The 26,326-nt window shown below is 66.5% G+C and carries 20 protein-coding genes; 11 read left to right on the top strand and 9 right to left on the bottom strand.

The window, feature by feature from the left end; all coding sequences use genetic code 11:
* Positions 1-891: 891 nt before the first annotated feature.
* From AC1VVM_RS08930 to AC1VVM_RS08920, 3 genes are read right to left on the bottom strand one after another with little or no spacing between them, the layout of a single operon-like run.
* Positions 892-1,593 carry a PIG-L deacetylase family protein gene (locus AC1VVM_RS08930; RefSeq protein WP_482903616.1) on the bottom strand — a complete coding sequence of 234 codons (702 nt, stop codon included), beginning with the start codon at positions 1,591-1,593 and terminating at the stop codon, positions 892-894.
* Between the two features lie 3 nt (positions 1,594-1,596).
* The gene (locus tag AC1VVM_RS08925) at positions 1,597-2,499 is read right to left on the bottom strand and encodes a methionyl-tRNA formyltransferase (protein ID WP_482903615.1); all 903 of its coding nucleotides are present in this window, start codon (positions 2,497-2,499) and stop codon (positions 1,597-1,599) included.
* A 21-nt stretch (positions 2,500-2,520) separates the two neighbouring features.
* Positions 2,521-3,774, bottom strand: coding sequence for a glycosyltransferase family 4 protein (locus AC1VVM_RS08920; RefSeq protein WP_482903614.1), 1,254 nt, complete (start codon positions 3,772-3,774; stop codon positions 2,521-2,523).
* Positions 3,775-4,173: 399 nt separating this feature from the next.
* Between AC1VVM_RS08920 and AC1VVM_RS08915 the strand changes: the two genes are divergently transcribed.
* The 5 genes from AC1VVM_RS08915 (at position 4,174) to AC1VVM_RS08895 (ending at position 10,411) form a co-directional block, all read left to right on the top strand.
* Positions 4,174-6,273 carry a polysaccharide biosynthesis protein gene (locus AC1VVM_RS08915; RefSeq protein ID WP_482903613.1) on the top strand — a complete coding sequence of 700 codons (2,100 nt, stop codon included), beginning with the start codon at positions 4,174-4,176 and terminating at the stop codon, positions 6,271-6,273.
* A gap of 14 nt (positions 6,274-6,287) precedes the next feature.
* Positions 6,288-7,535 (top strand): DegT/DnrJ/EryC1/StrS family aminotransferase, encoded by a 1,248-nt coding sequence (locus tag AC1VVM_RS08910; RefSeq protein ID WP_482903612.1) that lies wholly within the window; start codon positions 6,288-6,290, stop codon positions 7,533-7,535.
* Entirely contained in the window at positions 7,532-8,386 is an 855-nt protein-coding gene (locus AC1VVM_RS08905; RefSeq protein WP_482903611.1) for a sulfotransferase domain-containing protein, read from the top strand. Before AC1VVM_RS08910 ends, AC1VVM_RS08905 begins: the two co-directional genes overlap by 4 nt.
* 176 nt (positions 8,387-8,562) lie before the next feature.
* Complete coding sequence (locus AC1VVM_RS08900; protein ID WP_132384737.1) at positions 8,563-9,168, top strand: polysaccharide biosynthesis/export family protein; 606 nt, start codon at positions 8,563-8,565, stop codon at positions 9,166-9,168.
* Between the two features lie 4 nt (positions 9,169-9,172).
* Entirely contained in the window at positions 9,173-10,411 is a 1,239-nt protein-coding gene (locus AC1VVM_RS08895) for an outer membrane beta-barrel protein (protein ID WP_165912032.1), read from the top strand.
* A 206-nt stretch (positions 10,412-10,617) separates the two neighbouring features.
* Here the strand turns inward: AC1VVM_RS08895 and AC1VVM_RS08890 are convergent, their stop codons facing one another.
* Genes AC1VVM_RS08890 through AC1VVM_RS08880 form a run of 3 tightly spaced genes read right to left on the bottom strand, consistent with a single transcriptional unit; the run spans position 10,618 to position 14,284 of the window.
* Positions 10,618-11,811 carry a glycosyltransferase family 4 protein gene (locus AC1VVM_RS08890; RefSeq protein ID WP_482954956.1) on the bottom strand — a complete coding sequence of 398 codons (1,194 nt, stop codon included), beginning with the start codon at positions 11,809-11,811 and terminating at the stop codon, positions 10,618-10,620.
* Positions 11,808-13,190, bottom strand: a complete 1,383-nt coding sequence (locus AC1VVM_RS08885) for a pectate lyase family protein (RefSeq protein WP_482903608.1) — start codon at positions 13,188-13,190, stop codon at positions 11,808-11,810. The genes AC1VVM_RS08890 and AC1VVM_RS08885 overlap by 4 nt, the downstream gene beginning before the upstream one ends.
* Positions 13,187-14,284 carry a sulfotransferase family protein gene (locus tag AC1VVM_RS08880; RefSeq protein ID WP_482903607.1) on the bottom strand — a complete coding sequence of 366 codons (1,098 nt, stop codon included), beginning with the start codon at positions 14,282-14,284 and terminating at the stop codon, positions 13,187-13,189. The genes AC1VVM_RS08885 and AC1VVM_RS08880 overlap by 4 nt, the downstream gene beginning before the upstream one ends.
* Before the next feature lie 337 nt (positions 14,285-14,621).
* Here AC1VVM_RS08880 and AC1VVM_RS08875 point away from each other — a divergent pair, with 337 nt between their 5' ends.
* From AC1VVM_RS08875 to AC1VVM_RS08855, 5 genes are all read left to right on the top strand, one after another.
* Positions 14,622-15,950: a hypothetical protein gene (locus AC1VVM_RS08875; protein WP_482903606.1), complete on the top strand. Its 1,329-nt coding sequence runs from the start codon at positions 14,622-14,624 to the stop codon at positions 15,948-15,950.
* Positions 15,947-17,410, top strand: a complete 1,464-nt coding sequence (locus AC1VVM_RS08870) for a lipopolysaccharide biosynthesis protein (RefSeq protein ID WP_482903605.1) — start codon at positions 15,947-15,949, stop codon at positions 17,408-17,410. The genes AC1VVM_RS08875 and AC1VVM_RS08870 overlap by 4 nt, the downstream gene beginning before the upstream one ends.
* Positions 17,407-18,603, top strand: coding sequence for a glycosyltransferase family 4 protein (locus AC1VVM_RS08865; RefSeq protein ID WP_482903604.1), 1,197 nt, complete (start codon positions 17,407-17,409; stop codon positions 18,601-18,603). Before AC1VVM_RS08870 ends, AC1VVM_RS08865 begins: the two co-directional genes overlap by 4 nt.
* A 112-nt stretch (positions 18,604-18,715) precedes the next feature.
* Positions 18,716-21,040 (top strand): GumC family protein, encoded by a 2,325-nt coding sequence (locus tag AC1VVM_RS08860; protein ID WP_132384731.1) that lies wholly within the window; start codon positions 18,716-18,718, stop codon positions 21,038-21,040.
* Between the two features lie 24 nt (positions 21,041-21,064).
* Complete coding sequence (locus AC1VVM_RS08855) at positions 21,065-21,643, top strand: sugar transferase (RefSeq protein WP_482903603.1); 579 nt, start codon at positions 21,065-21,067, stop codon at positions 21,641-21,643.
* On the opposite strand, the gene AC1VVM_RS08850 is transcribed toward AC1VVM_RS08855, so the two are convergent.
* From AC1VVM_RS08850 to AC1VVM_RS08840, 3 genes are read right to left on the bottom strand one after another with little or no spacing between them, the layout of a single operon-like run.
* The gene (locus tag AC1VVM_RS08850; protein ID WP_482903602.1) at positions 21,629-22,336 is read right to left on the bottom strand and encodes an HAD family hydrolase; all 708 of its coding nucleotides are present in this window, start codon (positions 22,334-22,336) and stop codon (positions 21,629-21,631) included. The genes AC1VVM_RS08855 and AC1VVM_RS08850 overlap by 15 nt on opposite strands.
* Positions 22,329-23,300 carry an ATP-grasp domain-containing protein gene (locus AC1VVM_RS08845; RefSeq protein WP_482903601.1) on the bottom strand — a complete coding sequence of 324 codons (972 nt, stop codon included), beginning with the start codon at positions 23,298-23,300 and terminating at the stop codon, positions 22,329-22,331. The genes AC1VVM_RS08850 and AC1VVM_RS08845 overlap by 8 nt, the downstream gene beginning before the upstream one ends.
* Positions 23,300-24,448 (bottom strand): glycosyltransferase family 4 protein, encoded by a 1,149-nt coding sequence (locus AC1VVM_RS08840; RefSeq protein ID WP_482954955.1) that lies wholly within the window; start codon positions 24,446-24,448, stop codon positions 23,300-23,302. Before AC1VVM_RS08840 ends, AC1VVM_RS08845 begins: the two co-directional genes overlap by 1 nt.
* 225 nt (positions 24,449-24,673) lie before the next feature.
* On the opposite strand from AC1VVM_RS08840, the gene AC1VVM_RS08835 reads away from it, so the two are divergent.
* Positions 24,674-26,269: an ArnT family glycosyltransferase gene (locus AC1VVM_RS08835; RefSeq protein WP_482954954.1), complete on the top strand. Its 1,596-nt coding sequence runs from the start codon at positions 24,674-24,676 to the stop codon at positions 26,267-26,269.
* The last annotated feature ends 57 nt before the right edge of the window (positions 26,270-26,326 follow it).

Here is a 26,326-nt window from a genome sequence, read left to right as displayed (position 1 = left end):
TACACGTATGACAATTGGTGGTTGACCAGATGGACTGGTGCTCCCCCTCCAATGCCCCTTCAAACCCCACAACATAGGTGCATCTCCTTAAAACATATCCGGCAGTTCAAGTCGAGAGGGCGTAAAGTATGAGAAAATGGGTAGTCCAGATTGGGACAAGTCAGAAAATCCGCGTTCCCGCAGGAGTTTGCTTAAGGGTTTCAACATTTTCATTGGCCTGTACCCCCGAAACCTGCCCGTTTCCCGGGCGCACTACCTCGAAATAGGTAGATGATTAAAAATATCATTTTTAATCATTGATTTATCTAGAACTGAATCCTTGTGCACACATGCCGGCGGTCGTTAAATCCTGTCAGTTTCGCACTTTCAACCGCCTGTGCGCGGCCCCTTTCCCTGAGAAGTGGGGAAAATCCGCCATCGACTCGGCGCCCAAAACCTTCGCCTGATCGTTCGGAAGGGCCATGGCGTGGCCGGTTTTCTCGAAAATTCGCTTGAAACTTGGTGGGTTGCGCCGAGCGAAGGGAACCCCATTCGTCCGTTGTAGAGGCCCGAATTGCCCCAAAGGACGCGCCCACTCCATCCGATGGAGCGCATCGCGAAGCCCAAATGATGGGACGTATGCGGCGGTTCAGATCATTCGGGACGCGGCGGTTGTTCCGCCATGTCAGCTAACCAACCCGAATCAGTGCCGCCATTCGATCATTCTTCACCAAGTCGAGAGGGCCCGACGGCAAGCTTCAAAAAGAGGACAGGGCACGTCCGTTTAGTGTGCACAAGTGGGCACTAACCAAGTATTATCCGGTCATTTAAAGTCACCATAAAAGTAAAAGCGATTTCTTCTGACCACGCGATGGACCGCCGTGGCGCTGGCAGGCACCCCAAACAACAGGGTCAGCGCTCGATCGCGCGCACCAGCATGAAGGCCTCGGCAGCCTCGGCAAACACGCTGGAACCGCGCAGCCGGGCCAGAGACTCTATCGTGGTGAGGGAGCGCTCATCGGGGAACGCCTTCACCTGACTTTCGAACATCGCGAAGGCTTCCAGCTTGCGCGCCAGCGTCGATGCGATGTCGATATGGACGTTGGGGACGAACGCAGGCGTCATCGGCGCCGCGTACCAGTTCGTTTCGGAAAGCGTCTCATAGCACAGCACGCGCGATGGAACCCGCCGGTCGCGCGGGCGGGCGGCCACCATGGCGCCCAGGAAGGTAAGCTGGTGATCCTGATGGATGTCGCCCAGAAAGGGCAGGAACAGCGTATCGGGCCGCACTTCGCGCACGAGTTGGCCAATTGCGGCATTGATCTCGGCCGCCGGCAGCGTATCGAGCGCCGCAGCGGGCAAGCCGAGCATGTGCGCCTGACTCACGCCCAGATGGGCATGGGCCCGGCGCATCTCGGCCTGCACCTGGGCGACGGATCCCTCACTGAATGCAGGCGGGCGTCCCGTCGTGACGACGGCCACCTGCACATCGAGCCCCTCCTCGGCCATGCGCGCCATCGTGCCGCCGCAGCCGAGCACTTCGTCATCCGGATGCGGCGCGATGACCAGCACTTTGCCATAATGGTGCAGGCCCGTGCCCGGACGGCCGACCAAGGCCTAGCCCTCCAGAATCGCGTGGAGCGGGGGCAGCCTGCCCTCGATCTCCCACTCCACAAGGTCCAGCAGCCCCTCCCCCGTCTGGACAGTGAGCACCATGCCTTGCCGGGAGACGATCTGGCCCGGAAGCGCGTGGTGGCGCTCGCCCCCGGCCGCCAGCCGTGAGGACCACACCGTGATCCGGCGGTCCCCCAGCCGCGTGAAGGCGCCGGGATAGGGCCGCCCCACCGCGCGCACCAGCCGATCGATCGCGACCGCCGACTGGCGCCAGTCTATCGCGCCATCCGCCGCCGTGCGCCTGGTCGCCCAGGTGGCATAGCGCTCGTCCTGCGCCGTGCGCGGCTGCTCGCCCGCCGCGAGCCGGGGCAACAGCCCGCGCAGCATCGTGCGCAACGCGTCCATGTGCTTGTCGTAGAGACCCTGCGCGGTCTCGTCGCGGGCCACGTGGAAGTACTGTTGGGCAAGGATATCGCCATCGTCGGTGCCCGCGCCGATCCAGAACAGGCTCGATGCCGAAATCAGCTCGTCCAGCAGGATCGTCCACGGGATTGCCGCCCGCCCGCGCAGGCGCGGCAGCGGTGCCGGGTGATAGCCGATCGATCCCTTCGCGGCGATCCCGAGGAAATCGGAACTGCAAAGCTGCGACCAGCCGACCACGAACACGTAGTCGGGCTTGGCCGCGCGCACGAGCAGCAGCGTTTCGGGATCGTTGGTCCGCGCCGCCGTCGCCAACAGGGCGCCCGCATGCGCGGCAAGGGGTGAGAGGTCCACAAGGTCGGAATGCCGCTTGTGCAGTTCCGGCGGCAAGGTCACCACCAGCGGAAGCACCCATCCGGCCGCCGCCGCCAGTTCCTCCACCAGTACCGCTGTGCTGCCGACCGCTCCGACAACGACCGCCCGCATCGCCTGCGTTTCCATGGCCTGTCAGCCCGCCGCGACTTGCGAGGGGCCGGTGCCGCCCTCGCGCGGTGCCTTGACCATCGGCGTGCCGACAAGCGGCGCATCGGCATCCACCCCGCGCGCGGCGGAGACGGCATCTGGCACATTCCACGGCTCTCGCAGCAGGTCCATCTCGTCCAGCAGCTGGTGATTTACCTTGCGCACGTCGTAAACCTTTTCGGCAAGAGAGCGGGATCGGGCACCCATGCGCGCCACCAGCTCGGGATCGTCGATGAAACGCTGCATCGCCCGGCGCAGCGCCGCCGTGTCGCGCGGCGTTATCAGAAAGCCGTTCTCGCCCTCGATGATAGGATCGCGGCAACCGGGCATGTCGGTGGTGATGACCGGGCGGCCGGTCGCCATCGCCTCAAGGATCGTGCGCGGCAGGCCCTCGCGGTAGTAGGAGGGCAGCACGAAGACCGAGCAACTGGCCAGGTAGGGCCGCACGTCGGATGTGCCGGGAATGAACTGGACCGGAAACTGGCGCGAAAGGCGCGCGCATTCCACTTCGTCGATCCCGGTAGGATTGGCGGTTTCGTAGTGGCCCAGGATACAGAATTCGACATCCGCATGGTCCCGCCGGATCAGGGCCGCCGCTTCCAGGAATTCCTGTACGCCCTTGTCGCGCATCAGCCGTCCCACCAGCAGGAACCGCATCCTGCCGCGCGGCAGCGGCGCCAGAGCGAACCGCTCAAGATCCACGCCTGAGCCCGGTACGCGCACCACGTTCTGATGCTCGTGCACGATGCCAAGGTCGATCATGTCCTGCCGGTCATCGGCGTTGAACACGAAGACCCCGCGCGCCCGGCGTACAGCCTCGCGGTAGAGCCGCGCGACCGCGCGGCGCAGCAGCCGGCGATGGGCTGCTGCCTCGCTGAAGACGTAGCCCAGCCCCGACATCATCGCGTAGAAGCGCGGCACGCACATCAGGCGCGCGGCGATGCCACCGTAGATGATCGGTTTCTGGGTATAGGCCAGCACGAGGTCCGGCTTCTCGGCCACCATCAGCCGCGTGTAAGCTGCCAGCAGCGCGGCATCGCCGATCAGGCTGGTGCCGGTACGGTCCATCGGCACGATCCGGAAGCCCACGCCCCAGTTCGCAAGCTCCGCCTCGACCGCCGCATTGCCGTCCGGCGCGACGGCCACGACGTGGTGTCCATTGGCTTTCAGCTCGCGCAGCAGCGCCCCCCGGAAATTGGTGAGCGAGTAGGCAAGGCTGGAGAGAACGAGAACTTTCATGGCTTGCTCAAGCCCCCCCGGGGTGAATGATCGGCAAGAAATTCAAGATCATCACATCGGCCATTTTCGGGAGCCCCATACATCCCAGCGGTGTCCCTGATGATGAGCCCGGCCGCGCCGACCGCAAGTTCCTAATCGGCTGATAGCCCTTAGAGATAATGTCGGGCGATTTAGGGATCACAATCCTGTTGCCCATTCGAACCATTTGAGACCGGCCCTGACCCAGCAAGTGTATACCTCCCCCTATTACCGAAGAGGGCGGCAATTCCGGCTGATGACTTCATGAATACATGCGTGACCAGACGTTCACCGGTAGACAGTTAGTTGCTGCGAGCGGGTCAACACAGCCTTCGCAGAAGAAAACCACTTCGCCACAAGCAACCCGCGAAGGCTGACGCAATGAACCAACCCGTCGCAGGATCCACTGCCTCGAACATGGCCGGAGGCTCGGCCAATACGTTCCTGCGCGTGCGAAAACTGGGGCCGAGGGCACCGCGCTCCCGCTCCTCGATCGCGCAGTTCAGCCTTCGCCGCACATTCCGCAACACCGTGCTCATGCTGGTCGACTTCCTGGTGCTGGCAACAACGCTGGGACTGGCCTTCCTGTTTATCGGCCGCACCGGCTTTCCCCGATCTGACGGGCACCTGGCCGCGATCCTCGTCTTCGCGGCGCTGGCCATCGGCTGCTTCTATACGGCCGGGATCTATCGGCGGAGCTGGCGCTATTTCAGCTTTTCGCACGCGATGCAGCTGGCCCTGCTGACGCTGCCGGCCTTCGGGCTCGGCTGGGCGGCGATCCTGCTGGTTCCCGGCGTCCACGCCGAACGCCCCCAGCTTGCGCAGATCGCGCTGGCGCAGTGGCTCTTCGCAATTACCGTGCTTTTCGCCGTGCGCGGCTCGCGGCGCGCCCTGCGTGAGAAGCTTTCGCAGACCGGCAGAGCCCTCCCCCTAGCCGCCCAAGGCCGCGACTTGCGCCGGGCGCTGCTGGTGGGATCGTCCGACTGGGCACTGTCGATCATCGAGATGCTGAAGCGCGAGAGCACGCCCTCGCTCTCGGTCGTCGGCATCCTGCTGCCGGCGTCGAACGACACCCTGCTCCAGATCTCCAAAGTGCCGGTGCTGGGCACGCACGAGGATCTCTCCCTCGCAGTGGAGGAACTGGAACTCCAGGGCCGCCGCCCCTCACTGGTGATCGCCTGCGATGACGGCACCGACCTATCCAACCGCGAAATGGCGCGACTGACCTCCCGCTCGCGCCAGTTGGGGCTGGAACTCTCGCGCATTCGCGACGGCTGGAGCCACATTCTCCAGCGCGGCCACGGCGCCGCCCCGGACGAGCTTTCGGTCAAGGACCTGCTCGGCCGCAGCGAATTCACGCTGGAGGGCGAGCAGATCACCAGCCAGATCACCGGCAAATGCGTGCTGGTGACCGGCGCGGGCGGCACTATCGGCGGCGAACTGTGCTGGCAGCTGGCAAGCTTCCGCCCGTCGCGTCTGGTCCTGCTCGAACATAGTGAATTTCACCTTTACGCCGCCGAGATGAAGCTGCGCGAGCAGTTCCCGGACCTCGATATCCAGCCCGAACTCTGCAACGTGCGCGAGCGTGACGACGTGCGCCGGGTGTTCGAGAAGCACCGGCCGTCGATCGTCTACCACGCCGCCGCGCTCAAGCATGTGCCGATCGTCGAGACCAATCCCTGCGCGGGCGTGCACACCAATATCCTGGGCACCCGCATCGTCGCCGACGCGGTCTGCGAGTTTTCGGCGCGGGCGATGGTGCAGATCTCCACCGACAAGGCGGTGAACCCGGTGGGCATGATGGGCGCGACCAAGCGCGTGGGCGAACTCTATGCGCAGGCGCTCGACATGTGCGGCGTCGACGATACCGAGGCGCCGCGCTTCATGACCGTGCGCTTCGGCAATGTGCTGGGATCGAGCGGGTCGATCGTCCCGCTGTTCCACCGCCAGCTTCGAGAGGGCCGCCCGCTCACCGTCACCCATCCCGATATCGAACGCTTCTTCATGACCGTGCGCGAGGCGGTGCAGCTCATTCTCCAGAGCAGTTCCGCCGCGCTCAGCCAGAACTCCCAGCGCGGTACGATCTTCGTGCTCGACATGGGCAAGCCGGTCCGCATCGTCGACCTCGCCTATCGGATGATCCGCCTCTACGGCCTCCAGCCCGAGATCGACGTGCCGGTCGAATTCGTCGGTCTGAGGCCCGGCGAGAAGCTGTTCGAGGAACTCTTCGACATTTGCGAGGAGCAGCTCCCTTCGGGCATCAAGGGCATCTTCGAGGCGCAGTCCAGACCGATCCCGCTGCCCTTCATCTCGCGCTCGATCGACCGGCTGGCCCGCGCGGTCGAGCTTGGCGACCATGTCGAGGCGCGGCGGATCACGCACACGCTGGTCAAGGTCCCCAGCGGCAGCGCCGGCTTCGGACTGATCGAGAACGAGGCGCTGACCGGGCCGCGCGGTTCCGGCGAGCCTGTGAAAGTCTGAAAGGGAGGCCTGCCTTGACCCCGGTATCGACAAGCGCTGTCGCACCGGCGCAGCCCGGCCTTCGCGAACGGGCCCCGCTCCGTTCTCAGTGGCCGCGCCACGAGGCGGACGAGATCGAAGCGGTTGTCGATGTCCTGCGCTCCGGCAAGGTAAACGCGCTGGTCCATGGCGAGGAAAACCGCGCATTCGCGGCCGAATTCGCCCGGTACATCGGTGAAGGCACGAACCGGACGCTTGAGGGGCTGTGCATTGCCAACGGTACTCTGACACTGGAAGTGGCACTGCGCGCGCTGGGGATCGGGCCGGGCGACGAGGTCATCGTGCCCGCCCGCAGCTTCTTCGCCAGTGCCAGTTGCGTCATGGTGGTCGGCGCGCTGCCGGTCTTTGCCGATATCGATCCGGTCACCCAGAACATCGATCCAGCCTCGGTAGAGCGCATAATCGGCCCCGCCACGCGGGCGGTGATCTGCGTCCATCTCGCCGGTTGGCCCTGCGACATGGACGCACTGGGCGCCGTCTGCGCACGTCACGGCCTCAGGCTGATCGAGGACTGCGCGCAGGCGCACGGGGCCGCGTGGCGCGGCGCGCGCGTCGGATCGTTCGGCGATGCCGCCTCGTTCTCGTTCTGCACCGACAAGATCATGTCGACCGGCGGCGAAGGCGGGTTGCTGCTGTTTCGCGACCATGAGGCATGGCTGCGCGGCTGGGCGATCAAGGACCACGGCAAGGACTATCGCAAGGTAACGGGCGGAAACGCGGGCGGGACACCCGGCGCGTTCCGCCATGTCCACGACCACCTCGGATCGAATTACCGCATGACCGAGATGCAGGCCGCACTTGGGCGGCGGCAGCTTGCCAAGCTGCCGCTCTGGCTCGCCGCCCGCGCCCGCAACGCGCGGCTACTGCGCGAGGCACTGGCCGACCTTCCCGGCGTGACCCTGCCCGAGCCGCCTTCCGAGGCCCGCCATGCTTGGTACAAGTTCTACGTCCAGCTTTCCGGCGATGCACCCGAAGCGCGGCGCAATCGCGTGCTCCGGCGCCTGCTCGAACTGGGCCTGCCCGCCGCCACCGGCTCCTGCCCTGACATGAGCCGTGAGGCCGCGCTCGCCGGGCAGCCGGTGCGGCGTGACGGCACGCTGGAGCAATCCGTGCGGCTGGGAGAGCGCACCCTGATGTTCCCGGTGGACCACACACTGGGCGACGAGGCGATGGCGCGTATGGCCGGGGGCCTGCGCACGTCGATGCAGGAGGCCATGGCATGATCGATCGCACCTGGCGTCCGCAGTTCCTCATCATCGGCGCGGTCAAGGCGGCGACGACCTGGATTCAGGCGCGGCTTCAGGAAAATCCGGCCATCTTCATGCCCGCTCCCGAACCCCACTACTTCAGCAGCGAATTCGAGCGCGGCGAAGAGTGGTACCGTACTTTCTTCGCGGAACGCCCCGCCGCCGCGCATGTGATCGGCGAGAAGTCCGCCGATTACCTTGCTCACCCTCTCGCCGCCCGGCGCATCGCCTCCCGGCTGCCCGACGTGAAGCTGGTGCTCCAGCTGCGCAACCCGGTCGATCGCGCCTATTCGGACTACAAGATGTTCTACCGGCGCGGCACCGTGAAGGGCCCGCCAGAGGAATACCTGTCCTCGCCCGACAATCCGTTCCCGCGCTTTCTGGAGGACGGCCTCTATGCCCGGCACCTCGCGCGCTGGTTCGACTTGTTCCCGCGCGAGCAGATGCTGGCCTATCTTTACGAGGACGTGGTCGCGCAGCCGCGCCAGATCATCACCGCCGTCTCGCGCCACATCGGCACCAAGCCCTGCTTCGAGCCCGGACACGCCGCCACGCACGACAACAGCAGCCGTACGGCAATCCTGCCCCTGCCGCTGCGCCGGGCACTGGCCCCGCTGAAGGACAGCATGCGCCCGCTGCGCGGCAATCCGGTGTTCGAGGGGGTCCGCTCGCTGATCGCGCGCGAGGTGGCCTATCCGCCGCTGACCCCGGCCCTGCGCGAGCGACTGCGCGATTTCTATGCGCGCGACGTGGAGACTCTGGAAGCCATGTTCGGGCTGGACCTTGCGCGCTGGAAGGCGCCCACAAGGCATGTCCCGGTTTCCTAGACCGATAAAACCCGTGCTCCAACGGACAACTTGCCGCCACCCCACTGTGCTTTGACATAGCCCTTAATAACCAAGGAAATTCGCCGTATCTCCCGTAATCTGGACGGGATGATTCCGGGACTGGGTATGCGTGCGTGGGTACGCGGGGCCAGCCCGAGGTTGTCGGGGAGCATATCATGACAGCACTTCGCAATCGTCCGCGCCCGTGGAAGACCGCCCTTGCGGTTCCCTTGCTGGCAAGTTTCCTTTCGGCCTCGATGCTCGGCGGCTGCTCGTCGCCCACATCGTCGATGCCTACGCTCGCATCCACTCCGGCAGGTCCCTACCGGGTGGGTGCGGGCGACAAGATCAAAGTCGTCGTCCAGGATCTCGACGCCGCGAATGGCGAGTACACGGTGGAAGACACCGGCCTGATCTCGCTTCCCTACGTCAAGCAGGTCGCCGTGGCCGGCATGACCTATCGCGAGATCGAACAGGGCATCGCCGCCGCCCTGTTGAAGCAGGGCATCATGACCGGCGATCCGGTGGTCAACGTGGCGCCGGTCGAGCTTCGGCCGTTCTACGTCACCGGAGAAGTCAACCAGCCCGGCCAGTTCCCCTATCGCCAGGGCCTGACCGTGCTCTCCGCCCTGTCGGCGGCCGGCGGCTATACCTACCGGGCGCAGAAGGACAACGTGGCGATCACCCGCATGGTCGATGGCAAGGAAGTGACGTCCAAGGCGGGCGAAACCACGCCGGTTCTGCCGGGCGATACGATCCGCGTCTACGAACGCTGGTTCTAGGCGCGTGAAGCACCGGAGACTCGCGCTCGCCGCCCCGGTCCCGCTGCTGCTGGCGTCACCGCAGCATGCGCTGGCCCAGCAGACGGGGCAGATCGGCTCCACCGCGCCGGCCGTGTTCGCCAACGACAAGGAATATCGCGCGCTGCCGCATCATATCGGCTCGCTTGAGGTTACCGCCGGCGCCGAGGCCAAGATCGAATACGACAGCAACGTCTACGCGGCCGAAAACAACGCCAAGGACGATGTCCGCTTCGAGATTTCGCCCAGAGTGCGGGTACGCACGGCCCCGGCCCCGCTCACTTTCGAACTGAACGCAGGCGGCATGATCCGCCGCTATGCCACTTATTCCACCGAGAACGCCGAAAGCTGGCTGGCCGATGCGGGCCTGCACTGGCAGACCGGCCCAACATCCAACCTGAACGCCACGGTCTTTTCGCGCCGGGCGATCGAGGATCGCGGCGACACCGAGGCGCGCCTGAATCCCAATTCCGGCCCGCGCCTGATCGACAGCCTGGGCGGCGAACTGTCCTATCACCGCGTCTCCACGCGCACGATGATGGACGTCCTGCTCGATACCACCAAGTACAATGCTGTGTCGCAAATCGACGCCGACCGCGATTTCACGGCATTTGCCGGGCAGGCGACGTTCGGCCTGCGCGTGACCGGCCGGGCCTTCGCCACCGCCACGCTCTTCGCCACCCGGCGGGACTTCCGGCTCGACCGCACGCCCAGCGGCGCCGAGCGCGACACCACTACGTTCGGCGGCCGTCTGGGCATCAACTTCCAGCCCGGCGGTCTGCTGGAGGGCGGGCTTTCGGTCGGCGTGTTCCGCCACAATCCGGACGATCCGAACACTCCGGGTCATACCGGCCTGTCGGTGGCGGGCAACCTGACCTATCACCCCACGCGCCGTACCGCCGTGCTGTTCGATGCGTTCAACGGCGATGTCGCCACGTTCCGCGTCGGCGCCACGCAGCGTACCGATACGATCGCCAGAGTCACCGTGAACCAGGAAATCCGCCACAATCTCTATGCCAACGTCGCTGTCGGCTACCGGCACACCAAATATACCGGCTCGGGCATCCGCGAGGAGACCCTGACCGGATCGGGCGAGCTGGAATATCTGGTGATGCGCAACGTGTCCGTCGCGGCTTCGATGAGCTACGGCAATCGTACCAGCGACAGCGCCACGCTGGAATTCAACCGCTTCCGGGGCGGTGTGGCGCTGCGCGTACGGTTCTGAGGGAATGCCCGATATTCGGACGATTCCGATAGCGGATCGCCAATATCGATGACGAGCCGCCGGTTTCACCCCTTCGTCGCCCTCGCGAAGGCGGGGGCCCCGCTTTCTTCTGCAACCTCTCGCATGTCGCAAGAGAAGCGGGATCCCCGCCTTCGCGGGGATGACGGTTTTTTTGGGGCTTGCTTTATCGGCCGGGCCCAACTCAGTCAGATCAGCTCTTCGTAAATCTGGCGGATCGCATCGACATGACGGGCCTGCGAGAACCGCCCCCGCGCGGCGGTCCGGGCATCCCTGCGCATCGTGTCCGCCCATGCCGGATCTGCCAACAGCCCCGCTGCCGCCAATGCCATGGCGCGCGGACTGTCGGGCGGGCAGAGCACACCGCAGCCATGGCGCAGAGCCTCAGGATTCCCGCCTGAATCGGTCGCGACAACCAGAGTGCCGACCAGCATGGCTTCCACCAGCGTACGCCCCAGCGGCTCGTCCACCGCCGGAACCAGCAATTGATCGCACCCCGCCAGCCAGGCATGCCCCGGCGAACGATAGCCCATGCGCATCACCCGCGCGGGCGCCTCGACCCGGGCGATGCGCTCGTCCAGCCGCCGGTCCAGCTCCGTTTCGCGCGGCTCTCCGAACATCACGCCGAGCACCGGCCGGTTGACGATCCGGCCCAGTGCCTCGACCGCCTCGACAAAGCCCAGCGGGCGCTTGCGATCGACGAAGCTGCCAAAGTACCCGCAAATCACCGTATCCGCCGGACTGCCGGTTTCGGACAGGATCCGTGCGCGCATGGCCTCGCGATCCGCCGTGATCGAAACGTCGAACGGGCTGTGGATCACCCGCGCCGTCCGCGCTGCGCCGCGCCGCCCGCGCGGCAGCGCGAAAGCTGAAACCGCCACGATCCGGTCGGCCAGCACCGGCGCGACATAACGCAACCCGCGCGCGCCGGGATCGCCGCGATGGTGCCAGACCAGACGTGCCCCCGCGATCCGCGCCGCCAGCGCCCAACTCGCATGGCTGCGCCCGTCGTTGGTGTGGACGATATCGACCCCGCGCTCCTTCAGGAAGCGCACCCGCTTCGGCAATCCGGTCAGGGTGCCAAGCACTTTGGCGATGCCGATGCTGCGGCCGGGTATAAAGGGATTGGTCGGACGCGCCGGGTCCGGGCACTGGGCGATGCCGGAGAAGAACGCCGCCAGCCGCCCGTCAGGCACTTCGGGCACGACCAGCACTTCGACTTGCGAGGGATCGAGCCCGTCCAGCAGCCCCCGCAGCGAGACATGGCTCCCCCCCAGCGCATCCCCGGCCAGCGGATAGCATACGGTCGGCCGATGCGAGCGCACGGCGACAAGGGGGGCGATATCTTCCTGCCGCGTCTGGCCCGCATCGATTGCCTTCACAGCCCCAGCACCTTGTCGCGATAGGCCAGGAACTCGTCGAAATTGGAGACGCCGTTATGGTTGGCGTCTCCCCAGGCATCGGGGACCCGGGGATTGGCGCCGATCGTCACTTCCCAGTTATCGTCCATGCCGTCCTTGTCAGCATCGGGATAAGGCGTGCCCGCCGTCTGCGCGGGCATCACCGGCGCCGGCTGTCCAATCCGGCCGGATCCGTGCTCCACGTCATAGACGGCCTGATCGTCAATGGAATCGCGGGGGAACGCGCCTGCCTTCTTCAGCACCGAGGTATAGGCGTTCACCGCCGAGGCCGGGTTAATCGTCAGCGGGCACGGCGGCTGGTTGACCAGCGCCTGCTCGGCTTCCGCATTCATGTCCTGAAAGGCGCCGACAAAGCGGTTGTCCCACGCGTAGATCACTGCTGGCGTCCCGATAGACGTACTGGTGTCGCGGGCGATGCCGACCGTCAGGTTCGTCGTGTTCGGCCCGCCGATGAAGCTGTTGCCCACGAAGGAGACCGGAGTACCGCCGAACAGTTCCCACACTTCGGCAAAGCGCGACTGGGCATTGTAGAAGATGTTGTCGACCACTTCGAGGCACGAGCCGTGCGGGAAGTTCACATCCGGCATGCGGTCCCCGTTATGGGCGCAGAGATTGCCGATGAAGCTGAAGTGCTGCGCGTCGGTCGGGTCGCTGGCCAGCAGCGCGCACTTGTCATGCGTCGGGATACCCCATGCGAAGATCGAATTGCTGACCGTGATATAGTCGTTATCGGCATAGCCGTTGATCAGCTCGTCACGCGCCCATGAGGCGCTGACGTGATCGACCAGAACCTTCGTCGCGTGCTCGATAGTGATGCTGTCCTCCGACCCGCGGCTGCCGCCGGGGAGATCGGCGCGCACGCGGATGTTGCGTACCACGACGTCATGGGTGTTCTTGATGACCAGCGGCGTCCGGCCCACCGGGGCCCCGGCATGGGCCAGCACGATGCCGCTGCCGGGCGCGGTTTGTCCGGCGATGGTGAGATAAGGCTGGTCGATCACCGGCGGCGTGGTGGTGAAGCGGATCACGCCTGCCACGCGGAACACGCAGACGCGCGGGCCCGAAGCCATCACGCAGGCGCGGAACGATCCCGAACCGGAATCGGCCAGCGTGGTCACGTAGATGATCTTGCCGCCCCGCCCTCCGGCGCTCGATGCGCCCCAGCCAATGGCGCCGGGAAAGGACTTGGTGCCGCCCGGCGTCGAGACGGTGGGCGGTTGGGCCGCCTCCAGCCGGGCGCCATCGGTGGGTATCAGCGCATAGGCCGCCACCAGCACCATGCCGAGGATCGCGAGTGGCCAGACCTTGCGGCCTGCACCATTCCTGCGCTTTGCCGTCATCCGCCTGCTCCCATGCCCTTGTTGCCGACGAGGCCCGCGCGGGGAGAGGACGGCGAACGGCCCTCCTCTCCCGCCCCGGTACCGGAGACATATCCATATCGCCGCAGCAGCGGTCCAGTGAGGCGCGTGACGATCCGGCGAGTCGCGTCGGGCATCTGGCGCTGCCAGACGTGATCCTCGCGGATCACCAGCCCGGACTGCATCCGGTGCCGGCTGCCCGCCACCTGATGCCCCGGATGGAGCGTTTCGGACCCGGCGCGTTCTTCCTCCGAAGCGCCATCCTGCACGGTAGAAGCCAGTTGCGGCGCGCAGCGGCAGCGGATCGACTCCAGCACGGCCTCAGGATCGGCCACGAAGTCTTCATAGCGAACCCGGATCGTCCGCCCCTTGCCAAGCCTGCGGCACAGCCATTCGCACACAAGGTTCACCATGACCCAGCGCAGCGCGACGTAAGCCGCCGGCTTGGGTCGCAATTCGCGCTGCACACCCGCCTCGATGCTCTTGGCGTGCCGCCGCGACATCGACCACGCCACCGCGCGCGGATCCCGCACGAGGTGGATCACGTGAAGATCGATGCCCGGCATCGACGCCAGCGCGAGCGCCCGGCCGGGCAGCTTGCTCGAATCGAGAATATAGACCTCGCCGCGTGCGCCCTCGCCGTTTTCCTCTTCGTGGCCCACCTGCTCGCCGACGGCGCGGAACAGCGCCGCGTTGGCCGAGTGGTAGCGATTGCGGGACTTCGGCATGAACCGAGCCAGCAGCCGGCGCGGCGCGGCAAGCGATTCCATGCGTTTCTGGACCCTTGCTAGTTCCTCCAGCATTACGCGCGTCTCTTCTCCGTCTCCAGCCGATCCCTCGTCGCCATCCGCGCGCACCATCACGCGGCTCCAGAACGGACAGTCGCGGACCGTGGCGCCGCAGGCGCAGTATTCGCCGTTCTTCCAGGCATGGCGAGCGAGCGCGGTCAGTTCGCCCGCCCCGAACACGTCCGCGCGCATACCCAGCGCGATGTCGAGAAGAGTCGACCCGCTACGCCCGTAGCCGGCTACGTAGATGACCCTTAGCTTGGTCTGGTCGGACGGGTGCTCTGACAAGCCGGCCTCTCGACAGTGACGACACAGGGCGAAGTTCAAACAGCGGGCGAACTCAAACTGCGAAAAATCAGGGGTAGAAAGGCGCAGGGGCAAAGTCCGGCGGCAATCCGGCCCGGTGGCACGCTTCAGGAGTCGATTGCCCCGTCTCGCACCGGCCTTGTTCCGCATCGCATCGCGCGCTGCCCGGGGTGCAGACTAAGTTCTCGTAACATATACCGGCAAGTCACCAATTCGGGTTGCCGGTCATGCCGGATGTCCTGTTGGGGTACCAACTTTGCGCAGGCATCTGGCCATACTTGTCTTTGCCTCGTCCGCGCCCGCCGACCATCATCGCGGCATGGCTATCTCGGTCCCGAACCAGCTTCCCTCCCGGCCCGGCGGCGCGGCGCTGGCCCGGCCGGGCGCGCGACCGCATTCGCGATTCGCCATGCGCCGCTGGATCCCCGACATCCTGACACTGGGCATCATCCTGTCCGCATTGGTGCTGCCCTGGCGTGTGCTGCGCCCGCCGGTGGCCAACATCACGCTTTCGGACGTGCTGCTGGGCGCCTGCACGGTTGCGCTGGTTCTCAAGGGACGGCTGCGCGTGCTGATGCTCGGGCCCTATACGTCGATGTGGGTGCTGGGATTGACCACCATGCTGGGCGCGCTGCTGTTCAGCTCGCTCTACCATGGCGAATTCGTCCGCTGGCCGATCGTGGGCAGCCAGTACATCTTTGCGCTGGTGATCGTGCCGATGACCTTCGCCAGTTTCGACAGCCGCGTGCTGCACCGCTGCATCATCGCCTTCATCATTGGCGTGGCGATCTCTCAGATCGTCGGCTTCTATACGCTGTTCCATTACGACCGCACCAGCCTCGATACCGTGATGGGCAACGGCTACGTCACCGGCAACGGGCGCCTTGGCGCGATGTCGGGCGAGCCCAATCCCAACGGCGCGCAATGCGCGTTCGCGCTGGTGATGATGGTCCATGCCGTGATCGCCCGGCGCCTGCACTGGGGCTGGGCACTGCTCATGCTGGGCCCGATCGGCTGGGGGCTGCTGGCCAGCGCCAGCTTCACAGCCTTCACCGCCGCCGCGCTGGGCCTGATGTGCTTCTTGGCGCTTTCGCGGCTTTCCAACCTGATCCGCTTCGGAATGCCGCTCGTCCTGCTCGTCGCGGCCTATGCCAGCCTTGGCGGCCCGGTTCCCGCGATCTTCGAGAAGCGCGTGGGCACGGCACTGGAAACCGGCGATGCGGACAAGGCCGGCACATTCGTCGGCCGCGCCGCGCTTATCAAGGAGGCCTGGGGCCTTGCCGACGACAACCTGATTATCGGCCTCGGCACCGACCGCTACCGCAAGGCGAGCGCTTTTGCCGCCCCGGTGCACCAGTTGCACCTGCTGGTCCTCAACGAAGGCGGCATCGTCGCCCTGCTCGGCCTCTGGCTGCTACTGGGGGCGCTGGTGATGACCGCGATCATGATACTGCGGGAGGACCCGTTGGACGGGGGGGCTGCCCTGGCCCAGGTTGGCATCCTGCTCATCTACACCACGGCCCTGCCGCACATGTACACGCGCGTCTGGTTCGAACCGATGCTGATATTCCTCGCCTTTGCGCTGGCGCACCGGGCTGAGTGGCTTGAACGGCAGCGCTTTTTCGACGGGGCGCTGACGCGAGCATGACCGACCGTGGCAACGACGCGGGACAGGTCACGCTGAAGCTGCCCATCGCGGGACGGCTGTGGCAATCCTGGTGCGCCTCCACGCTGATCCGGCCCCGCATCGTCAGCATGGCTCACTTGCTGTCCGGCAATTTCGGATCGGGCATGCTGATGGTCGCGGCACTGTCGCTGGCGACTCACGGGCTGGGCAAGAACGACTTCGGCGTGATGGTCGTGGTTCTCTCCATCGGCCGCGTCTGCGAGCGGCTGGTGCGGTTCGAGTCGTGGCAGCCCCTCGTCCGCTTCGTCGCCGCCGAGGAGGCGAACGGCTCGGTGGACCGGCTGGCGCGGCTCTATGCCTATGGACTCAAGCTCGATCTTGCGAGCGCGCTGATCGCCGGGCTGCTGGCCATCGGGCTGGCGCAAGTGGCGGGAAAGGCCTTCGGGCTGGGCAAGGATCACGTCGGGCTGGTGGCGATCTATGCGCTGGCGATCATCTGCAATCCGCGCGGCATGGCCAGCGCGGCGCTGCGGCTGGGCGGGCGATTCCGCACTTTGGCCTATGTCCAGTTGGCCTCAAGCCTGTTCCGGCTCGGTTTTTCGGTGGTGCTGCTCCACGCCCACGCGGGCCTTGTCGCCTTCGTCGCGCTCTGGACGGCGGCGCAGATCCTCGACTCGCTACTGTTCAACGCGCTCGGCTTCCAGGCGCTGCGCAAATCGGGGATCCCCAGCCCGCTCGGCGTCAGTTGGCGCGGCCTCAGCGATGATTTTCCCGGTTTCCTGCGCTTCGCGCTCTCCACCAACGTGTCTTCCACGCTGCGCACGCTGACGCACGAGGTCGATACGCTGATGGTCGGCTACTTCGCCGGAGCCGGGGCGGCGGGCCTCTACTACCTCTCCCGCCGGATCGCGAAATTCGCGCAGACCGCCGGGGACATGATCCAGACCGTAATCTACCCCGATCTGGCGCGGCTCTGGGCGAAGCTGGACCGCAAGGCGCTGGAACGGCTGGTCCGGATCCTGCAATCGGCATTGCTGGTCTTCGCGATCGCCTTCATCCTGATCTGCATGGCAATCGGCCATCCGGCGCTGCTGCTCTTCTTCGGCGACGATTTCACCGACGTCTATCCGATGCTGTTCACCCAGCTATTCGCAGTGGCACTGACGCTCCACGCCGCGCCTTCGCGGTCCGGCCTGCTGGCGATGAACCGGCCGACTTACGTGCTGGTGGTCGCCGTGGGTTCTACCGTGCTGTTCTTCACTGTCGCGCTGGTGCTGATGCCGCGCTGGGGCGCCATCGCCGCCAACTATGCCCATGTGGCCTTCGGGTTTTCGACCGCGCTGTTCCTGGATATCGGCCTGTGGCGCGGGCTTTCCCGTCATCGCAAGAGCGACGCGGCTGCCGCCGAAACGGCCAGCCCGGACGACGGTGACGCGCATGCGCAGGCCCCCGCACAAGCCTCCACGGAAGAACGGACATGACCTCACTGGCCCGCCTGCCGGACGAAACCATGGCCCGCGTGATCCCGGACTCTGCCCCCCGCGTGAAAATCTGGTCGATCCTGAACAGCCTGACTTCGGGCGGCGCCGAAATGCTGGTGTCGAACCTGCACGGCAACTTTGCGCTGCAAGGCGCCTCATCGACGGTGGTGGCCCTGTGCCACGCCCCGACGCTGGGCAATTCGACGCAGACCGAGGCCCGGCTGGCCCGCGAGATCGCGGAAAGAGGCGGTTTCGTCTCGCTCGGGCTGGATCACCGCCGGGGCATGTTTGCCGGCGCCCGCGCGCTGCGGCGACTGTTGCGCGCCCAGCGGCCCGACGTGATCCACGCCCATACCGCAAGAGCCCTGCCGATGATCGCGCTGGCCGGTTTCGGCGGCCCGGTGGTCCTGACCCACCACAACAGCCGCCTGTCGTTTTCACCGCAGATGTTCCGCCTGTTCGACCGAATCGTCTCGCACTACGTCGCGATCAGCCACGAAGTTGCCGATATCTACCGCCGCCATTCCCGGCGCCCGTTCACGCTGATCGCCAATGCCCCCGCCGCCACTTTCGCGGCCTCCGCCCCGCGCGCGGAGATGGCAAGCCCGCTCCGCGTGCTGAGCGTGGGGGCTATTTCGGGCCAGAAGAACTACCCCCTTCTTGTCGAGACCGCGCGCACCCTGCGCGAACAGCTGCGCCGCCGCATGCCGGATGCCCCGCCACCCCGGTTTCGCATCGCCGGGGGCGGCGGCGAGCTGGAGGAGATGCGCGCGCTCGTGCGCAGCCTCGGGCTGGACACCATGATCGATTTTCTGGGCGAGCGCGATGACGTGCCCCGGCTCATGGCGGAGAGTGACGTCTTCCTGAATACCTCGCGATATGAAGGCATGTCGGTCGCGATTCTGGAGGCTTTTGCCTCGGCGATGCCAGTGATCGCAACGGACGTGGCGGGCAACCGCGACCTCGTGGAGCCCTACGGCAACGGCCTTCTCGCACCCGAACGGCCTCACCAACTGGCCGCCGCCCTGCTGCGCCTGTTGGAAACCCCCGGCCTCCATAACCGCCTCTCGCAAGGGGCGCTGGCCACCAGCCGCGACTACACGATCGAGGCCGCCACAAGCCGCCATCTCAGCCTTTACGCGGCGCTGCTGCCGCAGAATCGGGCCGTCGGCGCACCAAAGGTATTAGCCTGATTGCCCCGCTTCCCCGTCCGATGCGCTTTTTGCTTCACCGCCGGCCGGGGCCATAATCGCCGTAATCCGCGAACAGGGTGATCCCTGCGCGTTTCCCTTTCGGAGGGCCAAGATGACTTCCGCACTCGTTCCCGATGTCCCACGCAACGCCCCTGTCCGGCGTCCCCTGCCATATGGACGGTCGAGGAACGACCATACCCCCCCGGCGGAAGGGCAAGTCTCTCTGCGCGATCTCATGCGCATCTTCATGCGCTATCGCACGATGATCCTGCTGATCGTCGGCATCACCACAACGGCGGTGCTGATCCAGCAATTGCTTTCGCCCACGCTCTACAAGTCCACCACCAATGTTCAGGTGGAACTGATCGATCAGGTGGGCACCAACCAGGCCGACGTGAATTCGCGCAATGCCGAACGCGTTGCCAACGCGGTGCGTCTGCACCGGTCCGGATCGGCGGCGGAGCAGGTCATCAAGGACCTGAACCTGCTGCACAATCCCGATTTCCTGAATGAAATGGGCAATCCCACCCTGACCGGCAAGCCGCTGCTTCAGGCCGCCGTGAACAAGCTGCTGTCGATGATCACGATCGATTCCGAGGCCGGTTCCGACCTCATCGAGATCTCCGTCGTGGCGCGCTCACCCGAACTGGCGGCAGACATCGCCAACGAGATACCCCCAGCCGTGCGCGCCCTGCGCGGCGCAATGACCAATGAGCGCCGCTCCGAACTGCTGGCCTCGCTCGAACAGGAACAGCAGGCACGCGGCCGTACCGCCGTGGCATCGGCGCAGCTCGTGGCCGACTTCCGCGAGCGCAACCACATGCTTGCCGGTGCCGGGACGGACGAGGACCTGGCCCAGATCAACCGAATCGCCGTGCAAAGCGCTGCCGCCACCGCCGCCCGCGATGGCGCCGCCGCACGTAGCGCCGGTATCGCCCGCGCCTCAACCATGCAGAGCACGGCAATGGTGACATCGGCCGCGCTCGACCAGCTTGAACGCCATCGCGGCGAACTCGTAGGCGAGGCGTCGAAGCTGAGCACCAGCCTCGGCCCCAATCACCCCGACGTGAAGCGCGTGCATTCGGAACTGGCAGCAGTCGACAAGAGCATAGCTGACGAACGTGCAGCCGTGCAGGCCGCCGCGCAGGCCGATGTCGCCGCCAAGGGCGACCAGATGGCGCAGATCGCGCGCAGCGAAGCCGATGGCGATGCCGCGCAAGCCTCACGTCTGGAGGGCATTGTCGCCGGGCTCAGCTCGATGGCCTATCACAACACCGAAAATCGCGTGGAACTCGACAAGCTGCTGCGTCAGGCCGATCTTGACGATCAGGCCTACAAGTCGATCTCCGCCCGCATCGAACAGGTGCGCGCGCAGATGCAGATGGAAGGCGTGTCCTCTTCCGTCGTCTCGCCGGCAGTGCCCGACTACAACCCGGTGGCACCAACGCCGTTCAAGCTGGCGCTGACCGCCTTCGTCGGCTCCTCGCTCCTTGCCCTGATGATCGCCTACTTGCGTGACTTCCTGGACGATCGCCTGCGGACCATGGCGCAGATCCGCCGCCAGTTCGGCCTGCCGACCCTCGGCATGCTGCCGCTGCTGACCCGCGACACCTCCTTCGATCCGAAGGACAGCCCGGTCATCAAGGAACCGCAATCGCTCTTCGCCGAAGTCGCCCGCTCTACCTATAGCGAGGTACGCGGGTTGCAGAGACGGGCTGGCGTGCAAGTGGTACTGGTCACGTCTCCGCTGCCCGGAGACGGCAAGTCCACTGTCTCGCTCACTCTCGCAGCCGCCGGCATCGCTCTGGGCGAGCGGACCGTGGTGCTGGACCTCGACTTGCGCAAGCGCGGGGCGCTGCAACAGCTCCAGAACGAATCGAGCGCGCCCGACCTTGTGGACATTGTCTGCGGACGTGCAGAACTGGACAGTCTGGCGATCCCGCATCAGGGCAACCCCTATGACCAGGACGAGCCGCTTTCGAGCGACGCGATCGCCCGGCAGATCGTCCTGCTCAGCGCCAAGGAACCCGTGGCCGAACCGGCCGTGCTGCTGTCCTCCAACCGGCTGCGCATCCTGCTCGGCCAGCTTCGCGAGCGTTTCGACCTTGTCATCATCAATGCCCCCGCAACGCTGGCGGTGCGCGATGCCCGCGCCATGTGCAACTTCGCGGACCAGACGGTGATGGTGGCCCGCTGGGGACACACCACCGGAGACCAGATGCGCGCCGCGCTGGAATCGCTGGACGACAGCGTGGGCGGGGTGATCTTCGATCAGGTCGATTACGCCGAACATGCCCGCCGCCGCTACGGCGACTCCGTGCAGTTCTATGCGGACTCGGCCAGCTACTACACCTCGTCAGTCGCGGGCCGCGAGGCCTGGGCCGCTCGGATCCGTCGCTTCTTCCGCGGCCATTCCTGGCGCCCGTCCGAAGTCTGAGCGCATCGGGGAAGAGTGCGATCCATGCGACGTCTCATGACCCGGGCGCTCGGCGCCGCCCTGCTGATCCCTGCCCTGCCGCTGATTGCCGGACTGGCGCTGGGCGTACGCCTTTCGATGGGCTCGCCCGTGCTGTTCCGGCAAGCGCGCGCCGGGCTGGGCGGGCAATCCTTCACCATGTTCAAGCTGCGCTCCATGCGCGAGGCGAACGGCCCCGACGGCCGCCCGCTGTCCGACAAAGTGCGCGTGACGGCCTTCGGGCGATTCCTGCGCCGCAGCCGGCTCGACGAACTGCCCGGGCTGTGGAACGTGGCGCGGGGCGACATGGCCTTCGTCGGCCCGCGTCCGCTGCTGCCGGAGACCATCGCCGGGCTCGGCCCGCGTGGAGAGGCGCGCGGCAGGGTCCGTCCCGGCCTGACCGGCTGGTCGCAAGTCAACGGCAATACGCTGCTCTCGCTCGACGAGAAGATCACGCTGGACTTGTGGTACGTGGACAATGCCTCGCCGCTGCTGGACTTGCGCATCCTTGTGCTGACGCTGTGGGTCATGGCGGGCGGTGAGCGACGGAAACCCGCCGTCGCGCTAGCCTCAGGCGCGGACTGAGCGCACGCCGGAACGCTCGAAAATCAGCGCATCCAGCGTATCGATCACGACATCGGCGGCATGGGCGGAAGTCGGCGGCTCGCCATGGTGGATCCGCCCTTCGCGCAGGATCTGCACCGTCTGCCATCCCCGCGCGCGCGGCGTGATGAAATCCTTGGCGCTGTTGTCGGCGATATAGACATGCTCGGAAGGCGACTGGCCGGACCATCGCTCTACGAGCTGGTAGGGCATGGCGTGCGGCTTGCTGCAACCCGGCGGCAGCATTCCGGTCAGCACCAGCCTGCCCAGCCGTCCGCCCAGCCCCAGCGCGCCCACTTTGGCAGCCTGCATCCGCGCCGGGCCATCGGTGATGAGCGCCGAGGCCGGACCGTCGATCCGATCGAGCAGCCGCGCGGCATCGGGCGCCAGTGTGATCCGGGGCCGATGTCCGCGATAGACCTCGACCAGACCCGCCACCGCTATTCCCGCATCCGCCGCGCCCAGTGCAGCCAGCGCCCGGTCGAAAATCGAACCGCGCACGCCCGCTTCGAGCAGCCGCGCGCATTCCTCCGCAAAGCCGGTGATCCCGTGCATGGCCTCCAGCCTGCGCCCGACCACACCGAAGCCGCTCAATGCGAAGTCCCGCTCCAGATAGAGCGTGTCGTCCAGATCGAGGACGACCACCCAGTCTCCCCGCAGGACCACCTCAGCCATGGAATACCGCCGCGTCGTAGCGCAGCATGGTCACGTCCTCGCGCCAGTCCTGGGTGGCGCATTCGGGCAGCCCGGCAAAGCCCGCCAGCAGGCTTTCGGCATAGCGCCCGCCCGCATGGTCGGCGAGCGGATAGCCGCCACCGAACCGCGCGTTGATCTCGAACACGCTGGGGCCGCGATCGGGATCGTCGATCAACTGGAAGCACAGCACGCCGCGCGCGCCGGGCAACGCGGCCGCGATCCCGGCCGCGATGGCAACGAAGCGCGGATCGCGGGTGGTGCGGCCTTTCTCGACCTCACCCGCGCGTACCGTGAGCCGCCGGTGCGGGATCGCCGAGAGCATGCGCCCGGCCGCGTCGATGTACATGTTGACGGTATATTCGGGCCCGCGCAGCAGTTCCTGCACCAGCATCGGTTCGGCATAGGCGAGCGCGATATCCTCCGGGCCTTCCAGCACGCCGATACCGCGACTGGCGCTGCCGCCCACGGGCTTGACGAAGGCGGGCCAGCGCCACTCGCCCGGCGCGACGCGCACGTGTTCCGCCGGGGCCGAGCGCGGCACCGGCACGCCCGCTTCGCCCAGCACCGCGATGGTCCGCGCCTTGTCGCGCACGATGGCCACTGTCTCGGGATCGCTGATGTGGACCCGCGTCCCCGCTGCGGCGAAACTATCGCGGGTCAGGGCCAGCGCTTCCAGTTCGGTGTCGATGGTCGGCACCAGCAGGTCGATGCGTTCGCGCCTGCAATGATCCAGCAGATGCTCGACATAGGCGGGATCGGTGCAGCGCGGCACCGCAAACGCACGGTCCGCATCAAGGCACGCCGCGCTGAGGTCGGGGTAGAAGTCGCAGGCGTGGATCTCCGCGCGCAGCCCCAGCGCCTCGGCCGCACGGCGAAAACAGCGCGTGAGTTCGACCCGTCGCCCTGCCGACGTGAACAGGATGCGCACCGTGCTCCGCGTCATCAGGGCAACCCCGCTTCGCGTTTTGGGCTGCGCCCGGCCTGTGGTGCGGAGGCGGGCCTGCGTCCGGTTGCGAGGACCCGGGCAAGCAACTGGTCCCAGCGTGCCAGCACCCGCTCCGGCGCGAAGCGCGCCATGGCCGCTACCGCCGCAGGGCCCATCCGCTCGCGCGCGGCGCGGTTCTCGATCATCTCGGCAAGCACGTCGGCCAGTGCCTCGGTATCTTCGGACGCGACAAGCACGCCGGTCTTGCCGGTCTCGACCATGTCAGCGGGGCCGAAATCGCAATTGGCGGCGATCACCGGCAAGCCGGCCGCCATTGCCTCGCCCAGCACATTGGGGAAGCCTTCGTAGCGGGAGGACAGCACGAACACGTCGCACTCCGCGATCCAGCCGCGCGGCACCGGGCTCAGGCCGGGCAACTCTACACGACCGGAAAGGCCGAGTTCGGCCACGGCCGCCTCCAGAGCGGCGCGGTCGGGCCCCTCTCCGTGGATCGTCAGGCTCCAGCCGGGAAAGCGCGGTGCGATGAGTGCGAAGGCACCCAGCAGGACGTCGAACCCCTTCTGCTGCGTGAGCCGCCCCACCGCGCAGATCCGGCGCGTGTCATCGGCGGTCGGAAAGACATCCGGCGTGGGGACCGGGTTGGGAATAGTCACCAGCTTGCGGCGCACGGCCGCGGGAAAGCAGCGGCGTACCGCGTCGGTCTGGCAGACGATGGCGTCGGCGCGGCGGTAGAGCAGGTCCAACGCGCGGTTCCACAAGGGATGCGCGTCCTGCCGCTCGGGATTGTTGCGCTCGGCACAGACCAGCCGCGTGCCGGTGCCCAATGTCGCCAGCGCGGCGATCAGGTTGTTCTTGGTAAGAAAGGAGACCAGCACCGCCGGCCGCTCCGCCGCCAGCACGCGCCGCAGCGCAAAGACCCGGCCAAGCACACCCCATGTCCCGGCCCGCCCGCCAAGCCGGTGCAGCCCCGTCGCAGCGGGAAGCGGATGGTAGACGGCATCCCCCGGCCTATCGAAAGTGACCACCGAAACCCGATGGCCCGCCGCGCACCAGTGCCGCGCCAGTTGAGCGATCACCTGCTCCGCGCCTCCGGCCCCCAGCCCGGAAGCCAGTATCGCAACGTGCAACGGTTCGAGATTTTGCACCAAGGAGAGCCTGCGTACTTTCTTCTGATCTGCCCAGAGTACCGCAAGCCCCGCAGCGCCGGGATCCGATCATGCGGTCTAACCCTTTATTGGCGAAGGGATCATGCGCCGCAGATGCGCATGGGAGCCAGTCGTCATCCAGAGTGATTACGCCCTAATCGCGCTCACGGCATGGCCGGGCAATCGGCGAGAATTGCAACGGATCGAACGATGACGGGGGACGCGATGACGTCGGACGAAACGCAAGTCGCAGCGCCCCGGGGCGGGGTCGTTTCGGTCATGTGCTGGGCGCTGCTGGCCTTGCTGCTGGTGAGCCTGGCCGGACGGATGATGTCCTATCCGATGGGGCGTGACGAGAACCTGTTCATCACCGTCTCGGCCCTGTCGGGAACCGGCGATATCTACCGCGACCTTGGCTACAACCACCTGCCCCTGCTGCCGTGGGTGTTGGGCAGCATCTACTGGATTTTCGGCACCGCGCGGTTCCTGTTGACCGGACGGCTGCTGGTGCTGGCGGGCTGGGTTCTGGCGCTGGTCGCGCTGTGGTTTCTTGCGCGGCTGACCAAGGCAGGATTCTGGGGCTTTTTCGCGCCCGCCGTGCTGCTGATGACCAATGTGCTCCTGCTGGGATCGCCGGGCATGCTGGCGACCAACAATTTCCTGCCGATCCCCTTCGCCTTGCTGTCGATCGGCTTCCTGATCTCCGGCCTGGATGCGGAGCGGCCCTCGGCGCTCTCCTGCCTTGTTGCCGGGATCCTGACGACCGCCGCCATCGCGCTCAAGGTCAATTACGTATTCCTGGCCCCGTTCCTCGCACTGGCGACCCTGCTGGCACCGTCCTCGCGAACGCTCGGGCGGCGGCTGATGCTGGGCACGCTGCCGTTGGCGGTGGGAGGACTGGTCGCCGGGCTTCCGGTGCTGCTGGTCATGGCCGCCGATCCGCAATCCTTCTTCGCCCACACCATGCGCTATTTCACGCAGGCGCAGGCCGCCTACTGGGCGCATTCGTCAGAGCCCAAAGTCATCGGGATCGCGCAAAAAGTCCTGCTGGCCGAGGATATCTGGGCCGCCAACGGCACTCTGCTGACGATAACCGGCTTCGTGGTTCTGATCGCCCTGCCCATGGCGCGCGGCAGCTTTCGCGAGGGTGTACGGATGGCCTTCGCCTGGCCGGTGGTGCTCGCGGCGTCGCTGGCAGTGATGGGCTTCGTCGTCGCCTTCGTGCCGACGCCGTCGTTCCCGCAGTATTTCGTGCCGCCGATCCCGTTCCTGCTGCTCCTGCTGCTGCTGCTGCGCGCGCGCACCCAGCCTGCCGACCGCACCGCCGCCGACGCGGTGCTGGCGGCACTGGCGCTGGTCGCGCTGCTCTGCGCGGTCTCGCGGCTGGGGCCCGGCTTCGCGGCGCTTGGCCGCCCGGCGCAATGGGAGACCGTCTCGCTCCACCGCGACATCCGCAAGCTGGCGCGCGACGCCGGTTTCTCGGGCGGCGAGCGCGCCGCCACACTGTCCCCGGGTATGGCGCTGGAAGGCGGGTTCACGGTCCCCCGCGAATTCGCCGCCGGTCAGTTCGTCTACCGCGTGGCGGACCTGCTCCCCCCGGCCGACCGCCCGTACTTCACCACCACCTCGCCCACGCAGCTCACCGGCTTCCTTGATGCCGACCCGCCGCCGGCGATCCTTGTCGATGGCGAGGAGCCACTTGAGCAGGCCTTCGCGCACTATGCCCGCACCCATGGCTACATTGAGTTTGCCGGGCAGGGAAAGCACCGCCAGCTGCGGCTTTTCCGCCGTCCCGGGCCTCCCATGATGGCGGATAAATAGCCCTTTGGTGCCCTTGCTGGCTAAAGCTGGGCCCCTTCTGGCAATAGCTGCCTACCC

It is taken from the genome of Novosphingobium sp. BL-S-33, assembly GCF_056857025.1.
The sequence above is the reverse complement of the archived record's forward strand: the minus strand, read 5'-3'. Positions and strand labels throughout refer to the sequence as shown.

Coding starts and splice junctions, on each gene's coding strand:
- AC1VVM_RS08845 (WP_482903601.1), bottom strand. CDS start 23,300: ATGACGCGGAGCACGGTGCGCATCCTGTTCACGTCGGCAGGGCGACGG.
- AC1VVM_RS08875 (WP_482903606.1), top strand. CDS start 14,622: ATGGCTATCTCGGTCCCGAACCAGCTTCCCTCCCGGCCCGGCGGCGCG.
- AC1VVM_RS08860 (WP_132384731.1), top strand. CDS start 18,716: ATGACTTCCGCACTCGTTCCCGATGTCCCACGCAACGCCCCTGTCCGG.
- AC1VVM_RS08920 (WP_482903614.1), bottom strand. CDS start 3,774: ATGAAAGTTCTCGTTCTCTCCAGCCTTGCCTACTCGCTCACCAATTTC.
- AC1VVM_RS08900 (WP_132384737.1), top strand. CDS start 8,563: ATGACAGCACTTCGCAATCGTCCGCGCCCGTGGAAGACCGCCCTTGCG.
- AC1VVM_RS08865 (WP_482903604.1), top strand. CDS start 17,407: ATGACCTCACTGGCCCGCCTGCCGGACGAAACCATGGCCCGCGTGATC.
- AC1VVM_RS08855 (WP_482903603.1), top strand. CDS start 21,065: ATGCGACGTCTCATGACCCGGGCGCTCGGCGCCGCCCTGCTGATCCCT.
- AC1VVM_RS08905 (WP_482903611.1), top strand. CDS start 7,532: ATGATCGATCGCACCTGGCGTCCGCAGTTCCTCATCATCGGCGCGGTC.
- AC1VVM_RS08915 (WP_482903613.1), top strand. CDS start 4,174: ATGAACCAACCCGTCGCAGGATCCACTGCCTCGAACATGGCCGGAGGC.
- AC1VVM_RS08850 (WP_482903602.1), bottom strand. CDS start 22,336: ATGGCTGAGGTGGTCCTGCGGGGAGACTGGGTGGTCGTCCTCGATCTG.
- AC1VVM_RS08870 (WP_482903605.1), top strand. CDS start 15,947: ATGACCGACCGTGGCAACGACGCGGGACAGGTCACGCTGAAGCTGCCC.
- AC1VVM_RS08835 (WP_482954954.1), top strand. CDS start 24,674: ATGACGTCGGACGAAACGCAAGTCGCAGCGCCCCGGGGCGGGGTCGTT.
- AC1VVM_RS08925 (WP_482903615.1), bottom strand. CDS start 2,499: ATGCGGGCGGTCGTTGTCGGAGCGGTCGGCAGCACAGCGGTACTGGTG.
- AC1VVM_RS08885 (WP_482903608.1), bottom strand. CDS start 13,190: ATGACGGCAAAGCGCAGGAATGGTGCAGGCCGCAAGGTCTGGCCACTC.